Annotated in this window: 19 protein-coding genes; 9 read left to right on the top strand and 10 right to left on the bottom strand. The window is 68.3% G+C overall.

Annotation, left to right across the window (positions count from 1 at the left end; all coding sequences use genetic code 11):
* The first annotated feature begins 77 nt into the window (after positions 1-77).
* Complete coding sequence (locus D3H54_RS16110; RefSeq protein ID WP_149383571.1) at positions 78-1,439, top strand: DNA polymerase IV; 1,362 nt, start codon at positions 78-80, stop codon at positions 1,437-1,439.
* Here the strand turns inward: D3H54_RS16110 and D3H54_RS16105 are convergent.
* Positions 1,404-2,321 carry an asparaginase gene (locus D3H54_RS16105; protein WP_149379890.1) on the bottom strand — a complete coding sequence of 306 codons (918 nt, stop codon included), beginning with the start codon at positions 2,319-2,321 and terminating at the stop codon, positions 1,404-1,406. The genes D3H54_RS16110 and D3H54_RS16105 overlap by 36 nt on opposite strands.
* Between D3H54_RS16105 and lspA the strand changes: the two genes are divergently transcribed.
* From lspA to rarD, 3 genes are read left to right on the top strand one after another with little or no spacing between them, the layout of a single operon-like run.
* Entirely contained in the window at positions 2,320-2,904 is a 585-nt protein-coding gene (gene lspA / locus D3H54_RS16100) for a signal peptidase II (protein WP_149379889.1), read from the top strand. The two genes, D3H54_RS16105 and lspA, sit on opposite strands and share 2 nt — an antisense overlap.
* Positions 2,904-3,830 (top strand): RluA family pseudouridine synthase, encoded by a 927-nt coding sequence (locus D3H54_RS16095; RefSeq protein ID WP_149379888.1) that lies wholly within the window; start codon positions 2,904-2,906, stop codon positions 3,828-3,830. Before lspA ends, D3H54_RS16095 begins: the two co-directional genes overlap by 1 nt.
* Positions 3,827-4,729: an EamA family transporter RarD gene (gene rarD / locus D3H54_RS16090; RefSeq protein ID WP_149379887.1), complete on the top strand. Its 903-nt coding sequence runs from the start codon at positions 3,827-3,829 to the stop codon at positions 4,727-4,729. Before D3H54_RS16095 ends, rarD begins: the two co-directional genes overlap by 4 nt.
* On the opposite strand, the gene D3H54_RS16085 is transcribed toward rarD, so the two are convergent.
* The gene (locus D3H54_RS16085; protein WP_149379886.1) at positions 4,705-5,739 is read right to left on the bottom strand and encodes a polysaccharide pyruvyl transferase family protein; all 1,035 of its coding nucleotides are present in this window, start codon (positions 5,737-5,739) and stop codon (positions 4,705-4,707) included. The two genes, rarD and D3H54_RS16085, sit on opposite strands and share 25 nt — an antisense overlap.
* Before the next feature lie 24 nt (positions 5,740-5,763).
* Between D3H54_RS16085 and D3H54_RS16080 the strand changes: the two genes are divergently transcribed.
* Positions 5,764-6,999 carry an Rv1490 family membrane protein gene (locus tag D3H54_RS16080; protein WP_149379885.1) on the top strand — a complete coding sequence of 412 codons (1,236 nt, stop codon included), beginning with the start codon at positions 5,764-5,766 and terminating at the stop codon, positions 6,997-6,999.
* A 27-nt stretch (positions 7,000-7,026) separates the two neighbouring features.
* A complete protein-coding gene (locus D3H54_RS16075; protein ID WP_149379884.1) occupies positions 7,027-7,623 on the top strand; it encodes a SecDF P1 head subdomain-containing protein in 597 nt (198 codons plus the stop codon).
* Here D3H54_RS16075 and D3H54_RS16070 read toward each other — a convergent pair.
* The 3 genes from D3H54_RS16070 to D3H54_RS16060 form a co-directional block, all read right to left on the bottom strand.
* Positions 7,620-8,606 carry an IS481 family transposase gene (locus tag D3H54_RS16070; protein ID WP_149378248.1) on the bottom strand — a complete coding sequence of 329 codons (987 nt, stop codon included), beginning with the start codon at positions 8,604-8,606 and terminating at the stop codon, positions 7,620-7,622. The two genes, D3H54_RS16075 and D3H54_RS16070, sit on opposite strands and share 4 nt — an antisense overlap.
* Positions 8,607-8,720: 114 nt before the next feature.
* Positions 8,721-9,047: a DUF202 domain-containing protein gene (locus tag D3H54_RS16065; protein ID WP_149379883.1), complete on the bottom strand. Its 327-nt coding sequence runs from the start codon at positions 9,045-9,047 to the stop codon at positions 8,721-8,723.
* Positions 9,044-9,415, bottom strand: a complete 372-nt coding sequence (locus D3H54_RS16060) for a YidH family protein (RefSeq protein ID WP_149379882.1) — start codon at positions 9,413-9,415, stop codon at positions 9,044-9,046. Before D3H54_RS16060 ends, D3H54_RS16065 begins: the two co-directional genes overlap by 4 nt.
* 114 nt (positions 9,416-9,529) lie before the next feature.
* Here D3H54_RS16060 and dnaE point away from each other — a divergent pair, with 114 nt between their 5' ends.
* A complete protein-coding gene (gene dnaE, locus D3H54_RS16055) occupies positions 9,530-13,084 on the top strand; it encodes a DNA polymerase III subunit alpha (RefSeq protein WP_149379881.1) in 3,555 nt (1,184 codons plus the stop codon).
* A 9-nt stretch (positions 13,085-13,093) separates the two neighbouring features.
* Here the strand turns inward: dnaE and D3H54_RS16050 are convergent, their stop codons facing one another.
* A complete protein-coding gene (locus tag D3H54_RS16050) occupies positions 13,094-13,897 on the bottom strand; it encodes a transglutaminase-like domain-containing protein (RefSeq protein WP_149383570.1) in 804 nt (267 codons plus the stop codon).
* Positions 13,898-13,983: 86 nt separating this feature from the next.
* On the bottom strand, positions 13,984-14,427 hold the full coding sequence (locus tag D3H54_RS16045) for a PPOX class F420-dependent oxidoreductase (RefSeq protein WP_286198899.1): 444 nt from the start codon (positions 14,425-14,427) through the stop codon (positions 13,984-13,986).
* A 56-nt stretch (positions 14,428-14,483) separates the two neighbouring features.
* Between D3H54_RS16045 and D3H54_RS16040 the strand changes: the two genes are divergently transcribed.
* Both D3H54_RS16040 and D3H54_RS16035 read left to right on the top strand, forming a co-directional pair.
* Positions 14,484-14,876 carry a MerR family transcriptional regulator gene (locus tag D3H54_RS16040; RefSeq protein WP_149379879.1) on the top strand — a complete coding sequence of 131 codons (393 nt, stop codon included), beginning with the start codon at positions 14,484-14,486 and terminating at the stop codon, positions 14,874-14,876.
* The gene (locus tag D3H54_RS16035; protein WP_149379878.1) at positions 14,873-15,283 is read left to right on the top strand and encodes an SRPBCC family protein; all 411 of its coding nucleotides are present in this window, start codon (positions 14,873-14,875) and stop codon (positions 15,281-15,283) included. Before D3H54_RS16040 ends, D3H54_RS16035 begins: the two co-directional genes overlap by 4 nt.
* Here D3H54_RS16035 and D3H54_RS16030 read toward each other — a convergent pair.
* The 3 genes from D3H54_RS16030 to D3H54_RS16020 all read right to left on the bottom strand — a co-directional run bounded on the left by D3H54_RS16030 (position 15,280) and on the right by D3H54_RS16020 (position 17,756).
* Complete coding sequence (locus tag D3H54_RS16030; RefSeq protein WP_149379877.1) at positions 15,280-15,471, bottom strand: hypothetical protein; 192 nt, start codon at positions 15,469-15,471, stop codon at positions 15,280-15,282. The two genes, D3H54_RS16035 and D3H54_RS16030, sit on opposite strands and share 4 nt — an antisense overlap.
* 35 nt (positions 15,472-15,506) lie before the next feature.
* Positions 15,507-17,069 carry an MFS transporter gene (locus tag D3H54_RS16025; protein ID WP_149379876.1) on the bottom strand — a complete coding sequence of 521 codons (1,563 nt, stop codon included), beginning with the start codon at positions 17,067-17,069 and terminating at the stop codon, positions 15,507-15,509.
* Positions 17,070-17,147: 78 nt separating this feature from the next.
* On the bottom strand, positions 17,148-17,756 hold the full coding sequence (locus D3H54_RS16020; protein WP_168214879.1) for a TetR/AcrR family transcriptional regulator: 609 nt from the start codon (positions 17,754-17,756) through the stop codon (positions 17,148-17,150).
* Positions 17,757-17,852: the final 96 nt, after the last annotated feature.

Raw genomic sequence — 17,852 nt, 5'->3', positions numbered from 1 at the left:
ATTACGTAGCCGGGTACTGCATTTATCGGCAGCCAATAGCATCGGGAGTCGTGGAGCGCTGGGTCTTGCATTTCGACATGGATGCGTTCTTCGCATCCGTCGAACAGCTGACCCGCCCGACCCTGCGTGGCAGGCCCGTTCTGGTCGGCGGGCTCGGCGGCCGCGGTGTGGTGGCCGGCGCCAGCTATGAGGCGCGGGTGTTCGGCGCCCGCTCGGCGATGCCGATGCACCAGGCACGGCGCATGGTCGGCGCGGCCGCGGTGGTGCTGCCGCCCCGAGGTGTGGTGTACGGGGTGGCCAGCCGGCGGGTGCTCGACACGGTGCGCGCCATGGTGCCCGTCCTCGAGCAGCTGTCGTTCGACGAGGCGTTCGGTGAGCCGATCGAACTGGCCGGTGCCAGTGCCGAGGAGGTCGAGGAGTTCGCCGCGCTGCTGCGTCGCCGGGTCCGCGAAGAGACCGGCCTGGTGGCCTCCGTCGGGGCCGGATCGGGCAAGCAGATCGCCAAGATCGCCTCGGACCTGGCCAAGCCGGACGGGTTTCGGGTGGTCCGCCGCGACGAGGAGCGCACCCTGCTCGACGGGTTGCCGGTACGCCGGCTGTGGGGGATCGGCCCCATCGCCGAGGACAAGTTGCACCGGCTCGGCGTCGACACCATCGGCCAGCTGGCCGCGCTGACCGACGCCGAAGCGGCCAGCATCCTCGGTGCCACCGTCGGACCCGCGCTGCACCGCCTGGCCCGCGGCATCGACGACCGCCCGGTGGCCGAGCGCGCCGAGGCCAAGCAGATCAGCGCCGAGTCGACGTTCGCCGCCGACCTCACCACCATGGACCAGTTGCGCGACGCCATCGGCCCGATCGCCGAGCACGCCCACCAGCGGCTGCAGCGTGACGGTCGCGCCGCCCGCACGGTCACGGTCAAGCTCAAGCGGTCCGACATGAGCACCCTCACCCGCTCGGCAACACTGCCGTACGCCACCGGCAACGTCGGCACACTGACCGCCACCGCGTACCGGCTCCTCCTCGATCCTCGGGAGATCGGCCCCATTCGCCTTCTGGGCGTTGGCTTTTCGGGGCTGTCCGATGTCCGTCAGGAGTCGTTGTTCCCCGATCTCGAGCAGCTGGAGGCCGAGGTCGCCGAGGCGCCGGACACCCAGGCGCCGATGCCGGTGCCGGTGCCCGAAGCCGGGGGCTGGCGCATCGGTGACGACGTCAGTCATCCCGAGCTCGGCCACGGCTGGGTGCAGGGCGCCGGGCACGGCGTGGTCAGCGTGCGCTTCGAAACGCGCGGCAGCGGGCCCGGGGTGATGCGGACGTTCGCCATCGACCAACCGGACCTGGTCAAAGCCAACCCGGTCGACAGCCTGGACTGGGCCGAGTACGTCGGGGGTCTGGAAAGCCGGGCTTCAGCCCAGGCGGGCGATGACGTCGGGCACGGGTAGTCCCGCGCTCAACGTCGCCATCATCAGCACCCGGGCCTGGCTGCTGCGCAACTGCGGCACCAGTACTGCGCCGGCACCCACCAGGTCGTGGCCCGGCCCGTAGGTCGCCGCCGTCGGCCCGCCGGGGACCCGGGTAGTGACCGCCACGGCCACCCCGCGGGCGCAGGCCCTGCGCACCGCTTCGATCACCGGCGTCCCGGCGTTGCCCGCCCCCATCGCCTCGATCACCAGGCCCGCGGCACCGGCGTCGACGAACGCGTCGATCGCGGTGCCGTCGGCGCCTGGATAGGCCGCCACGATGTCGACGCGCACGGCCTCGGCGACCGCCCCCAGGTACGCCCGCCGCGTGCCGCCGGTCCACTCGACTGCCCCGTCGCTCACCCGGCCCACCGGCGTGGTGCCGCCGAACAGGTCGGGACCGCCCACCTTGGTCGTCCCCAGCGCCGGGCGCACCCATCCGGCGAAGCAGATCAGCACGCCCCGACCGCGGGCGCGGGGGCTGGCCGCCACCGCGAGGGCGTCGCGCAGGTTGGCCGGCCCGTCGGCGTCCGGGGCGTCGGCCGACCGGGCGGCGCCGGTGACGACCACCGGGGCGTCACCGGCGTACGTCAGCTCCAGCCACAAGGCGGTCTCTTCCATCGCATCGGTGCCGTGCGTGACGACGACGCCGTCGGCCCCGGTGGCGGCCGCGGTGACGGCGTCTGCGATCCGCACCCACTCGGCCGGTGTCAGCTGCGAACTGTCCAGGGTGAACAGGTCGATCACCTGCGCATCGTGCCCGGCGACCAGCTCGGCGCCGCCATGGACCGGGCGCAGCACGCCCTCATCGTCTGCGCTGGTGGCGATCGTCCCGCCGGTGGTAACGACGACGAGTCGGGGCATGCCCAACAGACTAGGGAATGATGGGGGTGTGACCGACGAATCTCCGGACAGCACCAAGGCACCACGTCGGCTGCGGCTGCTGCTGTCGGTGGCGGGTGTGGTGCTGGCCCTCGACGTGATCACCAAGGTGCTGGCCGTGCGCTGGCTCACCCCCGGCCAGCCGGTGTCGATCATCGGCGACACCGTCACCTGGACGCTGGTGCGCAACTCCGGAGCCGCGTTCTCGATGGCTACCGGCTACACCTGGGTGTTGACGCTGGTGGCCACCGGTGTGGTCATCGGGATCTTCTGGATGGGCCGGCGGCTGGTGTCGCCGTGGTGGGCGGTCGGCCTCGGAATGATCCTGGGCGGCGCGCTGGGCAACCTGGTCGACAGGTTCTTCCGCTCGCCCGGCCCGCTGCGCGGACACGTCGTCGACTTCCTGTCCATCGGCTGGTGGCCGGTGTTCAACGTGGCCGATCCGGCGGTGGTCGGCGGGGCCATCCTGCTGGTCGGGTTGTCGCTGTTCGGCTACGACTTCGACACCGCGGGCCGCCGCACGGCCGAGCCGGCCGCCAGCGACGACAAGGCCGAGACGGCCTGATGACCGAACGGTCCATGCCGGTCCCCGAGGGTCTGGCCGGCATGCGTGTCGACGCGGGTCTGGCCCGGCTGCTGGGGCTGTCCCGGACCGCCGCCGCCGCGATCGCCGAGGACGGCGGCGTCGAACTCGACGGCGCGCGGGCGGGCAAGTCCGACCGGCTCGAGGCCGGCGCGTGGCTGCACGTGCGGATCCCCGAAGAAGCGCCGCCGCCGGAGAACACGCCCGAAGACATCGAGGGCATGACGATCCTGTACTCCGACGCCGACATCGTCGCCGTCGACAAGCCGCCCGGGGTGGCCGCCCACGCCACCGTCGGCTGGCACGGACCCACGGTGCTGGGCGGTCTGGCCGCGGCCGGATTCCGGATCAGCACCTCGGGCATCCACGAGCGGCAGGGCATCGTGCACCGGCTCGATGTCGGCACCTCCGGTGTCATGGTGGTGGCGCTGTCCGAGCGGGCCTACACGCTGCTCAAGCGGGCGTTCAAGCAGCGCACCGTCGACAAGCGCTATCACGCTGTGGTGCAGGGCCATCCGGATCCGTCCAGCGGAACCATCGACGCGCCGATCGGCAGGCACCGCGGCCACGACTGGAAGTTCGCCGTCACCGAAACCGGGCGGCACAGCATCACCCACTACGACACCGTCGAAATGTTCCGGGCCGCAAGTCTTCTCGACATCCACCTGGAAACCGGTCGCACGCATCAGATTCGGGTGCACTTCGCTGCGCTGCACCACCCGTGCGCCGGTGATCTGACGTATGGCGCCGACCCGGTCCTGGCCAAGCGGCTCGGCCTGGAACGGCAGTGGCTGCACGCCCGTTCCCTGGCGTTCGCCCATCCCGCCGACGGCAGGCACTTCGAGGTCACCGCCCCGTACCCGGCCGACCTGCAGCACGCATTGGATGTGTTGCGCGGCGAATCGTGACGGGCCCCCAACAGGACACCAAGACCGGCGGTCTGCTCTACGGCATCGGTGCCTACGGGTCCTGGGGTCTGTTCCCCGCTTTTTTCCCGCTGCTGAAACCGGCTGGGGCGCTGGAGGTTCTGGCGCACCGCGTGGTCTGGACGCTGGTGCTGATGGCCGGTGTCGTGGTCGCCATGCGCAAGCTGTCCGAACTACGGACGATCACCGGCCGTACCTGGCTTCTGCTGCTCTGCGCCTCGGCGCTGGTGTCGGCCAACTGGGTCATCTTCATCTTCGCGGTCAGCAACGGCCATGTCGTCGACGCCGCACTCGGTTACTTCATCAACCCGCTGATCAGTGTGCTGCTCGGGGTGTTGATCTTCCGGGAGCGGCTCAACCGGGCCCAGGTGGTGGCCGTGCTGATCGCGCTGGCCGCGGTGATCCTGCTCGGCATCGAGGTCGGCGGGCCGCCGATCATCGCGCTGGGGCTGGCTTCGACGTTCGGCCTCTACGGTGTGGTCAAGAAGGTGGTCCCCACCGACCCGCGGGTCAGCGTGGGGGTGGAGGCCGCGATCGCCGCCCCCTTCGCCATCGCGTACATCGTCGTGCTGCAGCTCAGTGGGCATGGTCAGTTCGCCAGCAACGGGCCGGGACACCTCGCGTTGATGGTTCTGTCCGGGCCGATCACCGCGATCCCGCTGCTGTTCTTCGCCGCCGCGGCCCAGCGCCTGCCGCTGGTCACCCTCGGGCTGCTGATGTACCTGAATCCGGCCATGCAGATGACGTGGGGCGTGCTGGTGGCGCACGAGCCGATGCCGCCGGCCCGCTGGGCCGGGTTCGCGCTGATCTGGCTGGCGCTGCTGGTGTTCAGCGGTGACGCGCTGCGGCGGGCCCGTCAGGCGCCCGCGACGCCGAGCTGACGGCGCAGCGCGCTGTACTCGGAGTCCAGCTGGGTGCGCAGCCGGTCGACGGCGGCCCGCTTGTTCGCCCGGATTGCGCGTGACTCGGCCAGCGATTCCAGAACCCGGTCGACGACGGCGGTGCCGGTCACCTGATCGGTGCGGATCAATGACCGCTCGTCGTCGATCGACATCGCGAAGTCGCGGCACTTCGGTTGGTACTCAAGGGAAACCACCGGGGTGTCGGACAGCGCGGCGAGGATTCCGGCGTGCAGGCGGCAGACGATCGCCGCCGAGCAGCGCGCGAATTCCCGAGCGGCCGCGGCGGCGTCGGCGGGCAGCACGATGTCGGCCTGCAGGCCCTCGAACGCCACCTCCACCCACTTGCGGTCGCTCGGGTTCATCAGGATGCCGACGAAGCGGTGACCCCGGCCTGCGAGTTCTCGCACCGCGGCCGCGACCTGATTGGCCACCCCGGCCGGGTCATGCCCCCACAGGTCATCGCCGTAGCCGAGATTGACCCCGATCAGACCGTCCTCGACCGGCACCGTGGGCCGCGGCAGGATCAGTGCCGGATCTCCGGTCACCTGTGCGGTCAGCCCGATATCGGCGAGCAGCTCGACGCTGCGCGGCCCGCGAACCGACACCGAGTCGAACCCGGCCAGGATCGGCTTCCACTTGGTGAGCTCGTCGTTGCCAGATCCGCTGCCACGCCCGGCATAGCCGGGGTCCTGAACACCGACGCCGATCGCGTACTTGCCGTTGTTCTTCGTCACCGCAAGGCCCGCCCTGGCCAGCAGCCGGAAGTAGCGGACCCCCACCAGCGTCCCGCCACCCATCACCAGCGTGCTGGGCGTGCGAGCCCGGTGCAGGGCCGTGCCGAGTGGGAATACGAATTCGTGCGCGAGCCGCGGAACGTCGTGGAACGTGACCCCGGGCAACTGGGATTTCACCGCGTCGTAGATCGCGTCGTCGCCGAGATTGTCCTTGTCGTGGAAGCCCAGATAGGCGACCGTCGCGTCTTGGCTCACGTGAATCGACCCTATACTCATCCGATGCCGAGCACCGCGGTCGACACCGGGAGCAGGCGGGGCTTCTTCGTCACGTTCACGGTGCTGCTGGTGGTGTGGGCCGCGGTGCTTCTGACACTGGCGATCACGGTGGTCCCCGACGGCTATTGGTATTCCTACTTCGCCATCGACTACTCGGTGGGTTTCATCCGGCGCGGACTGGCCGGCGAGTTGCTGGGGCTGTTCGGCAGCGCCCACTACTTCGGTGGTCTGGCGGTGCTGCGCTGGATTCCGACGGTGGCCTTCGTGCTCGGCCTCGCCGCGGTGGCCGCGACGATAGCCGTCAGGTCCGGTCGTTCCCAGCGACGGCGGCTGATCGCCCTGCTGATCCCGGTGCTGCCGTTCGGGTTCGCGTTCGCGCTGTTCTCGGCGCGCACCGATCTGCTGGGGGGTGCCGCGCTGGCCTTCTTCGCCGTCGTGCTGACCAGGGTTGCCACCACCCGTGCGACCGTAATCGCCAGTGCGGTCTACGGTTTGGCGCTTGCCGTGTTGACACTGATCCATGAGGCGACGCCGTTCCTGTTCGGCCTCGGTGTGCTGGTCGCGCTGACGGTGTTGGCGCGGCACCTGGACGCCAGGGCGTTCTGGACCAGTGTCGTGGCGGCGCTCGGACCGTCGGTGTTGATCGCAATGGCGTTGGCCGCATTCGGCAGGCAGAAGGTGTCCCCGCAGCTGTGCCAGCTGGTGCAGCACGGGCCGATGAACCATCCGCTGGCCGGCAAACCGACCATCGGCCAGCTGCTGAGCGGTTTCCACTACTACGTCGACTATCACGACTGGTTCTGCCGGGCTTTCCTGCCGTTGTTCGACATGACCTTCAGCGAGGGCCTGCGCTTCGTCGGCAGCATCGGCGTCGTCGCGCTGGCCGGCTCGACGGTCTACGGGCTGGCGACGCTGGTCATCGGCATGCTGGCCATCGGCCACGTCGCGGGTGTTCCGATCCGGCGGTTCACCGCGGTCGTGCGGGGGCGGCCGCTGGCCCTGCTGGTCGGCATCGTGATGATCCTGCCGGTGTTCGCGACCGGGGTGGACTGGGTCCGGTGGTGGGTGATCATCGCCTTCGACCTCGGGGTGGTCTTCCTGCTGTACACCCGCGACCAGCCCGAAATCGACGAACCACCGACTCGGCGCACGCTGATCGTGTTCGCTGTCGGCGCGATCCTGCTGGCGGTGATCCCGATCGGGATCATCCCCGGCTTCGGTGCGCCGGTTCCGATGTGAGCCAATGACATTCAGATCGAGGAGCGCATGACCGACAAGTCCCCCCGCAACCGGCGGATCATGATCGCCGTGGTGGCGGCGCTGGCCGCGGCGGCGATCGTGGTCCCCGTCCTCGGGGTGTTGCTCACCCCCGGTGTCCTGACCAAGCAGCAGGACGCCGCCTCGATGACGACCACGACCACCACTCCGCCGCCGCTGACCATCAAGCCGCTGTCACTGCGGCCGGTGACCGGGGGGCCGTTCGTCATCCGGCCCGGGGACTGCGACCCGCCGCCCCCGACGCCGCCCGAGGCCCCGCTGCGTATCTGCGACATCGTCAAGTCCGCGGTGTACGAGCTGGGGCCGCAGGCGTTGACGGTTCAACTCACCGACGTCGACTCGTTCCTGAACCCGCTGACCGCCAAACAGATGGTGCAGGTCACGATGACCCCGGAGTCGGCGCGGGCGTTCGCCGATTTCACCGCGTCCCACATCGATCAACAGGTCGCGTTCGTGCGGTCGAACCTGGTCGTGTGGGCGCCGAAGATCACCGAGCGAATCGACGGCGAGGTGTTGCAGCTCTCCGGTGACGTGACCGAGGAGCAGGCCCGTGAGATCGCCCGCATGCTCAAGGACGAGGCCTAGCTGTACTGACCTGAGAGGTTAGGTACGCGGGTGGCGGGTGGTTGGCCGCCGAGTGCGGTGTGGCCGCGATGGTGATTGTAGGTATGCAGCCAGCGAGGGAACTCCGCGCACCGTTCGGCGTCGCTGGTGTAGAGCCGCGCATATGCCCATTCATCGGCAAGGGTTCGGTGGAATCGCTCCACCTTGCCGTTCGTCTGGGGTCGATAGGGTTTGGTTCGACGATGTTCGATCTGCCCGAGTGCATCTCGGAATGAGTGGGATCGGTAACAGGAGCCGTTGTCTGTCAACACTTTCCGTACGGTGAAGCCGCATGCGTTGAACCATTCGTTAGCCCTTTGCCAGAAGTCAGCAGCTGTGTCTTTGCGTTCGTCGATTAGCAGTTCGGAGTAGGCCAGCCGGGAGTGAGCGTCGATGGCGGTGTGCAAGAAGTGATAACCACGCCGCCCGGAACGGTCGCTGCCAGTTCCTATGCTTCTGTCCTTGCGGGAGTGATGATTTCCTGCGCTGCGGCCCAACATGCGCCATCCGCCGCCAGCCGGGATCTTGCCTACCTTCTTGACATCGACATGCACCAGGTCGCCGGGGCTGGCTGACTCCATCCGCCGGATAACTCGCCCGGTGGGCCGGTCCAGCCACCGCAGCTTGGCTAGGCCGTAGCGCCTCAACACGTTGTGGACAGTCGAGACATTCAGTCCCAGCAGATAAGCAATGCGAGCCGGTCCCCAACGTCGAAGTACTCGGACTTTAATGATGCGCCGCTCGGTGCGTGTGGGGGTTTGATTAGGGCTGTGATGTGGGCGTGAGCTGCGGTCGGCCATGCCGGCTTCGCCTAGTTCGCGGTAGCGGCGGGCCCAGCGCGCAGCGGTAGTGACCGCAACCTGGAACCGCTCGGCCGCCCGTCGCAGCGTCCAGCCATCCTCGACAACGCAACGTGCCAGCCGCAGACGACCGGTTTCGGACAAGGGGGCATTACGGTGGACCATGAAGACCTCCGGAGTGAGTTGGTGCGTTCCTTAAGCAGCTCGCACTTCACTCGGAGGTCTTCGTCATGTCACTACGCCACGCCGTACTTAACGTCCGTGGTCAGTACACCTAGCTCAGGCGCCGTATTCCGAGAGCATTCCCGCCCCGACGGCCGTGATGACCACCAGCATGACCGCGGTGGCCCCGGGGACGAAGTAACGCGACAGCGGCGTCTGCCCGGCCAGCACCGCGGCGCGGACCCGTTGGTAGCGCCGCCGGACCAGAACCAGGCTGGCCAGCGCCGCCGCCACGGTGAGGACGACGCCCGGCCAGAGGGGGAACCGCTCAGCCACACTCCACCGCACCACGAGCGCGCCGACGGCGAGCACCCCGATGAACGAACGCTGCCAGGCCAGTGCCGTGCGCTCGGCGACCGCGGTGGCGTCGGTGAGCTCGGTCATCGGGTGAATTCGGCGAGGTAGACCAGAACCGCCGCGGCCACGATGACGATGGTCAGACCGGAGACGACGATCCGGGGCAGCGGGTCGGTCGGCAGCGGCCGTTTCTCCCGCATCGCCCGCTCGGTGCGGTCCCAGCGAAGGTAGGCGCCCGCGGTGACCACCAGCGCCAACGCCAGCAGCAGCACGGTGATCGCGATCCGGAACGGCCGCGGCCCGAAATCGTGGACCAGGCTGGCCAGTGCCACCGCACCGGCGAGCAGCGCCAAACCCGTCCGCAACCAGGCCAGGAAGGTCCGCTCGTTGGCCAGGGTGAAGCGGTAGTCGGGGTCGCTGCCCACACTGCGCAGCGGGGGCTTGGGCGCGAACATAGGGTTCTGCCTATCAGGAGTGGCGGGCCGGCGCGGAGAGAATCGACACGAGCCGCCAGACACGTACGCGACACGCCGAAGGCTGTCGGTCCGCGGCCCTAGACTGACGGGCCTATGGGTACTGGAACTTCAGCCGGCTCTTTTGTGCACCTGCACAACCACACCGAGTACTCGATGCTCGACGGTGCAGCGAAGATCACCCCCATGCTCGCCGAGGCGCAGCGCCTCGAGATGCCCGCCATCGGCATGACCGACCACGGAAACATGTTCGGGGCCAGCGAGTTCTACAACGCGGCCACCAAGGTCGGCATCAAACCGATCATCGGTGTCGAGGCCTACATCGCGCCCGCTTCTCGTTTTGACACCCGCCGCATCCTGTGGGGCGATCCCGGCCAGAAGAGTGACGACGTGTCGGGCAGCGGCTCCTACACGCACATGACGATGGTCGCCGAGAACGCCACCGGCCTGCGCAACCTGTTCAAGCTGTCGACGCTCGCCTCGTTCGAGGGCCAGCTCGGCAAGTGGTCCCGGATGGATGCCGAGATCATCGCCGAGCACGCCGCGGGCATCATCGCCACCACCGGCTGCCCGTCGGGTGAGGTGCAGACCCGGCTGCGGCTGGGCCACGAGAAGGAAGCGCTGGAGGCCGCCGCCAAGTGGCGGGAGATCTTCGGGCCGGAGAACTACTTCCTGGAGCTGATGGACCACGGTCTGTCGATCGAGCGCCGGGTCCGCGAGGGCCTGCTGGACGTCGGCCGCAAGCTCGGCATCCCGGCCCTGGCGACCAACGACTGCCACTACGTGACCCGCGACGCATCGCACAACCACGAAGCGCTGCTGTGCATCCAGACCGGCAAGACACTGTCGGACCCCAACCGGTTCAAGTTCGACGGCGACGGCTACTTCCTGAAGTCGGCGGCGGAGATGCGCGCGCTGTGGGACGCGGAGGTTCCTGAGGCCTGCGACTCGACGCTGCTGATCGCCGAACGGGTGCAGTCCTACGCCGACGTGTGGGCCCCCACCGACCGGATGCCGATCTTCCCGGTGCCGGAAGGCCATGACCAGGGCAGCTGGTTGCGTCACGAGGTCGCGGCCGGTCTGCGGCGGCGTTTTCCGGACGCGGTGCCGCCGGAGTACACCGAGCGCGCCAGCTACGAGATCGACGTGATCTGCGGCAAGGGTTTCCCGTCGTACTTCCTGATCGTGGCCGACCTGATCAACTACGCGAAGTCGATCGACATCCGGGTCGGGCCGGGCCGTGGTTCGGCCGCCGGGTCGCTGGTGGCCTACGCGCTGGGCATCACCAACATCGACCCGATCCCGCACGGGCTGCTGTTCGAGCGGTTCCTCAACCCGGAACGCCCGTCGGCACCCGATATCGATATCGACTTCGACGATCGTCGCCGCGGTGAGATGGTGCGCTACGCCGCCGAGAAGTGGGGAAGTGACCGGGTCGCGCAGGTCATCACGTTCGGCACGATCAAAACCAAGGCGGCGCTGAAGGATTCGGCCCGCGTCCACTACGGCCAGCCGGGCTTCGCGATCGCCGACCGGATCACCAAGGCGCTGCCGCCGCCGATCATGGCCAAGGACATCTCGGTGGCGGGGATCACCGACCCGAACCATGAGCGGTACAAGGAGGCCGCCGAGGTCCGTGCCTTGATCGACACCGACCCCGATGTGCGCACCATCTACGAGACGGCGCGCGGCCTTGAGGGCCTGGTCCGCAACGCCGGTGTGCACGCGTGCGCGGTGATCATGAGCTCGGAGCCGCTGATCGAGGCGATCCCGCTGTGGAAGCGCCCGCAGGACGGCGCGATCATCACCGGCTGGGACTACCCGTCTTGTGAGGCCATCGGCCTGCTGAAGATGGACTTCCTCGGCCTGCGGAACCTGACGATCATCGGTGACTGCATCGAGAACATCAAAGCCAACCGCGGTATCGACGTGGACTTGGATTCGCTTCCGCTGGACGATCCCAAGGCCTACGAGCTGTTGGGCAAGGGCGACACCCTGGGAGTGTTCCAGCTCGACGGCGGGCCGATGCGGGACCTGCTTCGGCGCATGCAGCCCACCGAGTTCAACGACATCGTCGCCGTGCTGGCCCTGTATCGCCCCGGCCCGATGGGCATGAACGCCCACAACGACTACGCCGATCGCAAGAACAACCGGCAGGCGATCAAGCCGATCCATCCGGAGCTCGAAGAGCCGCTCAAGGAGATCCTGTCCGAGACGTACGGTCTGATCGTCTACCAAGAGCAGATCATGTTCATCGCGCAGAAGGTCGCCTCCTACTCGATGGGCAAGGCCGATGCGCTGCGAAAAGCCATGGGCAAGAAGAAGCTCGAGGTGCTCGAGGCGGAGTATCAGGGCTTCAAAGAGGGGATGACCGCCAACGGGTTCTCCGAAAAAGCGGTGAAAGCGCTGTGGGACACCATCCTTCCGTTCGCCGGGTACGCGTTCAACAAGTCGCATGCCGCCGGCTACGGACTGGTGTCCTACTGGACGGCGTACCTCAAGGCCAACTTCCCGGCCGAGTACATGGCCGGGCTGCTCACCTCCGTCGGTGACGACAAGGACAAGGCGGCGGTCTACCTCGCCGACTGCCGGCGGCTGGGCATCACGGTTCTGCCGCCCGACGTCAACGAGTCGGTGCAGAACTTCGCCTCGGTGGAAGACGACATCCGGTTCGGGCTCGGCGCGATCCGCAACGTCGGCGCCAATGTGGTCAGCTCGCTGATCGCGACCAGGACCGCCAAGGGCAAGTTCACCGACTTCTCCGATTACCTGAACAAGATCGACATCGCGGCCTGCAACAAGAAGGTCACCGAATCCCTGATCAAGGCAGGGGCTTTCGATTCGCTGAAGCATCCGCGTAAGGGCTTGTTCCTGGTGCACACCGATGCGGTCGACTCGGTGCTGGGCACCAAGAAGGCCGAAGCGATCGGTCAGTTCGACCTGTTCGGCGGGGGAGACAGCGACGGTGACACGGGTGATTCGGCGTTCACCATCCGCGTGCCCGACGAGGAGTGGGACGACAAGCACAAACTGGCCCTCGAGCGGGAGATGCTGGGGCTGTACGTGTCCGGGCATCCGCTCAACGGGGTGGCGCACCTGCTGAACGCCCAGGTCGATACCCAGATCCCGGCCATCCTCGGCGGTGACGTCGCCAACGACACCCAGGTGCGGGTCGGCGGAATTCTGGCCGGTGTCAACCGCCGGGTCAACAAGAACGGGATGCCCTGGGCCTCCGCGCAGTTGGAAGATCTCACCGGTGGCATCGAGGTGATGTTCTTCCCGCAGACCTACTCGCTGTTCGGCGCCGAGATCGCCGACGACGCGGTGGTGCTCGTCGGCGGCAAGGTGCGCATCCAGGACGACCGGATCTCATTGATCGCCAACGAGCTTGTGGTGCCGGACTTTTCGGGCGCCCAGGCGAACCGGCCCCTTGCGGTGAGCCTGCCCACCCGGCAGTGCACGATGGACAAGGTGAGTGCGCTGAAGCAGGTGCTGGCTCGCCATCCGGGTACCGCTCAGGTGCACCTGCGGCTGATCAGCGGTGACCGGATCACCACGCTGGAACTCGACCAGTCACTGCGGGTGACGCCGTCCTCGGCGCTGATGGGCGACCTGAAGGCGCTGCTGGGGCCGGGCTGTCTGGGGGGCTAGGCCCAGCGGTCAGCTCAGCGCCACCAGTTCGTGCACCGAGTCGAACGGCAACATGCCGTCGACGACTGCGGTGACCTCCATGTTGTTGAGCGTGATCGCACCGTTGTGGTTGTCCAGAAACGCGGTGTCCGCGGCGTCGCGGCCGGTGGAGATCCGCACCATCGATTGACGTGGCGCCAGGCAGGTCGCGTCGACGACCTGCCAGGCGCCGTCGACGAACGCCTCGGCGACAGCGTGGAAGTCCATCGGGTCACAGCCCGGTGCGTAGACCGCGACCAGCCGCGCCGGGACGTTCACCGCGCGCAGCAGCGCGATCACCAGATGCGCGTAATCGCGGCAGACGCCGGCTCCCGCGAGCAGGGTGTCCACGGCGCCGTCGGTCGGATCACTGGACCCCGGAACGTAATTCAGCCGTGTCCCCACCCACGAGGACACCTTCTCCAGCACCGTGACGGAGTTCGCGTACTGACCGAATTCGGTGGCGGCGTAGCCGTAGAACTTGTCGGCCTCGGCGTAGCGGCTGGGCCGCAGGTAGGTCGAGAGATCGATATCGCGCACCGGTGGCGGATCGATCCGGCCCTCGATGGTGGCGCGATATGACGCGGTCACCGAACCCTCACCGGCGTCGAAGCGGTGAATGCGGGTGCCGTGGTCGCCGATGATCTCGTCGGGGCTGATGAGTTTTCCGTTGACGCGGTATTCCAGCGATTCGGTGAGGTGCGCTCCGGGAACCGGCGCGACCGCGATCTGGAACTCCAAAGTCGTTGGCGCAGTGACCGTCACATCGATCTCGGCGCCGACGTCGCGCTTCAGCACCCCGGTACCCGCATCGCGCACCACCTTCGCTGGACCCGTGTGCCGTTGATCTACTCACCCTAACGGCCCGCGATGGTTGTCGCTCAGTGGAGCCGGCCGGTCAGCTCGACCCGCACGATCGCGCTGCCCGGCCAGACGGTTCGGGTGCGGACCCGCTGCCATTTTTCCCGCCACGGCAGGCCGGCGTCGACGTTGTTGACGCCGGGCAGGGGTAGCAGCGGGACGAGGTTGTACTGCCAGCCGTACCGCGCGTGCAGCTGCCGGTTGGCCTGGTCGGCCTCGGCACCCGACAGCAGGTGCGCGTGCCCGTCGAACGCGGGAGCGGAGCCGGGCACGCGGCCCTTGTAGTCACACGCTCGCAGCTGCACCCGCGGGTCGTTGACGATCCGCGTGGTCTTGGGCCCCACCTTGGTGCGGAACACCAGGGTGGAGCCGTCGAGGTGGAACCAGATGGGGGTATCGACAGCGCTGCCGTCTCGGCGGTAGGTCCGCAGCTGGGCATAGCGGCTGGCGCGCAAGGTATCCATAGCGGCCATTGAAGGACTTAGAGTTGGCTCCAAGTCAAGCAGTCCGGGAAGGTGCCATGACCACAGCACTCACCATCGGCGACGTCGCTCGCCGCACCGACGTGGCGGCGACCACGGTGCGCTACTACGAGAAGATCGGGCTGCTGCCGGTGCCGTCGCGGGCCGGTGGGCAGCGCCGTTACGACGGCGCCGTGCTGACCAGGCTCGAGGTCATCGGGCTGTGCAAGGCCGCCGGATTCACCCTCGACGAGATCGCGGTGCTGCTGCAGGACCAGGCGCCCGGGCGGCCGGCCAGCCGCGCACTGGCCGAGGCGAAACTGGCCGATATCGACGCGCAGCTGGCGACGCTGGCCCGGGCTCGCGGCATCATCGAATGGGCGATGGCCTGCACGTGTCCATCGATCGACACCTGCACGTGCGGGATTCACTGCAACGAGGGAAAAGCATGACCGATGACACGAACGAGTCCCGGCACATCAGCGCGTGGATCAACAGGTCGGCACTCGACGTCTATCGCTACGCATCCGATCCGGCCAACCTGCCGCAGTGGGCGGCCGGCCTGGCGACGAGCGAGCTGACCCGGGTCGGCGACACCTGGGTCGCGCAGTCACCGATGGGGGAGATCACGATCGAGTTCACCCCGGCAAACGATCTCGGCGTGCTCGACCATGTGGTGAATCTGCCGTCGGGTGAGCCGGTGTTCAATCCGCTTCGCGTGGTGCCCGCCGGTGACCAGTGGTGTGAGGTGGTGTTCACGTTGCGGCGCAGGCCGGAGATGTCGGACGACGACTATGCGGCCGACGCGGCCGCGGTGGCGGCCGACCTGGCGACCCTGAAACGAGTTCTGGAGCGTTAGCGCCTGCGGCGCAGCCCGAACGCCAGCCACACCGCGGTCGAGGTGCCGGCGGCCAGCAGCACGGCGGGGGCGGCGCTCATCGTGACGACGCCGACGACGGCGAAGACGATCAGGCCGAGCATCAGAGCGACGAGTTTGTAGCGCGGCCACGGAACACCCGCGATCTGCACCAGATCCATGCTCGTCATGGCTCGACTATACCGCGTTTTCGGTCACCCGAAACCTAGGATTCGGCAACTGATGTTTTCGGGTGGGACGGCAGCACTGCCAGCACGAATACCGCCCCGGCCAGGCACACCCCGGCTGCAGTCAGGCACCCGGCCTGCAGGCCGGCGAGGAACGCGGTGTCGACGGCGCCGCGCAGGGCGGCACCGAATGGCGGCGGCGCCTGGCCCGCGACAGCGAGCCCTTGGGCCAGCCCCTCACGCGCGGTCGACTGCGCGGCCGGCGGCAATGCGCGAACCGTCGGACTGTCGGCCAGGTGCCGGATGTAGAGGGTGGAGAAGATGCTGCCGATGACCGCGACCCCGAGGGTGCCGCCGACCTGGCGGGTGGCGTCGTTGACCGCCGACCCCGCCCCGGCCTGCTCGGGTCGCACCACGCCCATGATCGAGTCCGTGGCCGGGGCGGTGGTCAACCCCAGCCCGCCACCCAGTAGCAGCATCTGAACGGCCATCGTCGGGTAGGTGATTGCGAGGTCGCTGGCGGCGATCCACCCGAATGAGGCCGTCAGCAGCAGAAGTCCAACGAAGACAACGAGTTTGGTGCCGATCCGGGTCACCGCCAACCGGGTGCCGAGGACCGAGCCGACGGCGATGGACAGGGCGACGGGCAGGATTCGGACGCCGGTCTCGAGCGGGCTGTTGCCCTGCAGCAGTTGCATGAACTGGGTGATCAGGAAGATGAACCCGAACAAGGCGAAGAAGGCGACGGTCACCGCACCGCTGGCGGCGCTGAATCGCAGGTTGGTGAACAGGCTGACGTCGATCAGCGGGTCGGATTGGCGGCGTTCCCACCATGCGAAGCTCACCGCGGCGATCAGCGCGACGGCGAATCCTGCCAGCGTGGGCGCGCTGGTCCACCCGCGGTCGGGTGCCTCGATGATCGTGTAGACCAGCGCGCCGAGCATGACGACCGACAGCACCAGCCCGCCGCGATCCAGCCGGTGCTGCCTGCCGGGCGTCGAGGCCGGGATGACGATCGGGGCGGCCACGGCGGCGGCCACCGCGATCGGCGCCAGCGCGAGAAACAGGCTGCCCCACCAGAACACCTCGAGCAGGGCGCCGCCGAGGATGGGCCCGATGGCCACGCCCAGGCCGGTGACCGCGCCCCAGACCCCGATGGCCGCGGCACGATGCCGGGGATCACGGAAGGTGTCGGTGATGATGGCCAGCGTCGTCGGGTAGATCAGTGCCGAGGCCACGCCCATGACCAGCCGCATGCCGATCAGCGGTCCGGTCGACGTGCACAGGGCGGCGCCGACGCTGCCCGCCGCGAACAGGGCCAGGCCCGCGATCAGGGTGCCCCGCCGGCCGAACCGGTCGCCGATGGTACCGCCGGCCAGGACCAGCGCCGCGAAGGCGAGGTTGTAGGCGTCGACGATCCACTGCAACGCCCGGGTGGACGCGCCGAGGGCCGAATTCAGGGTCGGCAGAGCAACATTGACGATCGTCGTCTCGACGTTGATGGCCAGGGCGGCGACCAGCACGACCGCGAGGATCGCGACCGGGCGGGCTCGCCGCGGGGCGCCGATCGGTGCCGGGACGGCTGACGTGTCGACGGACATGGGCAACGCCCCTTTATGTTGACGGCGATAACATCTTGGAGCATGCCAGTCGAAGTTAACGCTGTCAACATTAGGGGCTCAGCGCAGGCCGGCGCCGACGACGTCGAGCAGGCGCTCGGTGATCAGGTGCTTGCGATCGCTGGCCGCCTCGCTCAACGGCCCGTCCAGAAACAGCGACGCCAGTCCGTGCACTGCGGCCCACGCCGCCTCGTCGATCCCGTCCCGGTTGGCTTCGGCCAGAACACCGGCGGACACCAGGTCGTCCACGCAGCCACACAGGATCTGATACGGGTGATGGTCGGCGGGCACCATATCCACGCCGGGCTGGCCCACGGCGGCGAATGCGGTGCGAAACAGGCCGGGCTCGGCCAGCGCGAATTCGACATAGGCCTGTCCGGTGGCCCGCAAGCGCGCGAGCGCCCGCTCTGCCGCCGACGGCCGGCCGGAAACCTGGTCGAGTGCATCGAGCATCCTCGTGCCGAGCTCGCTCATCGCGTAGACCTGCACCGCGGCCAGCAGCGCATGCCGGTCGGCGTAGTGCCGATAGGCGGCCGAGTTGCTCACCCCGGCCAGGCGCTGGACGTCGCGCAGTACCACCGCGTCCGGCCCGCCCGCCCTGGCCAGCGCGACCCCGTGGTCGAGCAGGGCCTGCCGGAGGTTTCCGTGGTGGTAGGAGGCGGTCGCCATGTTGACAAGTGTTACATCGCCGGGCAAGTTCTCACACCAGCGTCGCCGGCGATGTGAGCGCGGTTTATCGTCGCGATAACGCGCCTCGGCGCCTCC

It is taken from the genome of Mycobacterium sp. ELW1, assembly GCF_008329905.1.
Taxonomy (GTDB): Bacteria; Actinomycetota; Actinomycetes; order Mycobacteriales; family Mycobacteriaceae; genus Mycobacterium.
Note: the sequence above shows the minus strand (reverse complement) of the source record. Positions and strands in the feature narration are given on the sequence as shown.

What these genes read in the sequence shown, in the direction of transcription:
- D3H54_RS16030 (WP_149379877.1), bottom strand. Translation starts at nt 15,471, where the DNA reads ATGACGAGCATGGATCTGGTGCAGATCGCGGGTGTTCCGTGGCCGCGC.
- D3H54_RS16035 (WP_149379878.1), top strand. Translation starts at nt 14,873, where the DNA reads ATGACCGATGACACGAACGAGTCCCGGCACATCAGCGCGTGGATCAAC.
- dnaE (WP_149379881.1), top strand. Translation starts at nt 9,530, where the DNA reads ATGGGTACTGGAACTTCAGCCGGCTCTTTTGTGCACCTGCACAACCAC.
- D3H54_RS16105 (WP_149379890.1), bottom strand. Translation starts at nt 2,321, where the DNA reads ATGCCCCGACTCGTCGTCGTTACCACCGGCGGGACGATCGCCACCAGC.
- D3H54_RS16060 (WP_149379882.1), bottom strand. Translation starts at nt 9,415, where the DNA reads ATGTTCGCGCCCAAGCCCCCGCTGCGCAGTGTGGGCAGCGACCCCGAC.
- D3H54_RS16045 (WP_286198899.1), bottom strand. Translation starts at nt 14,427, where the DNA reads ATGGATACCTTGCGCGCCAGCCGCTATGCCCAGCTGCGGACCTACCGC.
- D3H54_RS16080 (WP_149379885.1), top strand. Translation starts at nt 5,764, where the DNA reads ATGCCGAGCACCGCGGTCGACACCGGGAGCAGGCGGGGCTTCTTCGTC.
- D3H54_RS16020 (WP_168214879.1), bottom strand. Translation starts at nt 17,756, where the DNA reads ATGGCGACCGCCTCCTACCACCACGGAAACCTCCGGCAGGCCCTGCTC.
- D3H54_RS16070 (WP_149378248.1), bottom strand. Translation starts at nt 8,606, where the DNA reads ATGGTCCACCGTAATGCCCCCTTGTCCGAAACCGGTCGTCTGCGGCTG.
- D3H54_RS16065 (WP_149379883.1), bottom strand. Translation starts at nt 9,047, where the DNA reads ATGACCGAGCTCACCGACGCCACCGCGGTCGCCGAGCGCACGGCACTG.
- D3H54_RS16025 (WP_149379876.1), bottom strand. Translation starts at nt 17,069, where the DNA reads ATGTCCGTCGACACGTCAGCCGTCCCGGCACCGATCGGCGCCCCGCGG.
- D3H54_RS16075 (WP_149379884.1), top strand. Translation starts at nt 7,027, where the DNA reads ATGACCGACAAGTCCCCCCGCAACCGGCGGATCATGATCGCCGTGGTG.
- D3H54_RS16095 (WP_149379888.1), top strand. Translation starts at nt 2,904, where the DNA reads ATGACCGAACGGTCCATGCCGGTCCCCGAGGGTCTGGCCGGCATGCGT.
- D3H54_RS16040 (WP_149379879.1), top strand. Translation starts at nt 14,484, where the DNA reads ATGACCACAGCACTCACCATCGGCGACGTCGCTCGCCGCACCGACGTG.
- D3H54_RS16110 (WP_149383571.1), top strand. Translation starts at nt 78, where the DNA reads ATGGATGCGTTCTTCGCATCCGTCGAACAGCTGACCCGCCCGACCCTG.
- lspA (WP_149379889.1), top strand. Translation starts at nt 2,320, where the DNA reads ATGCCCAACAGACTAGGGAATGATGGGGGTGTGACCGACGAATCTCCG.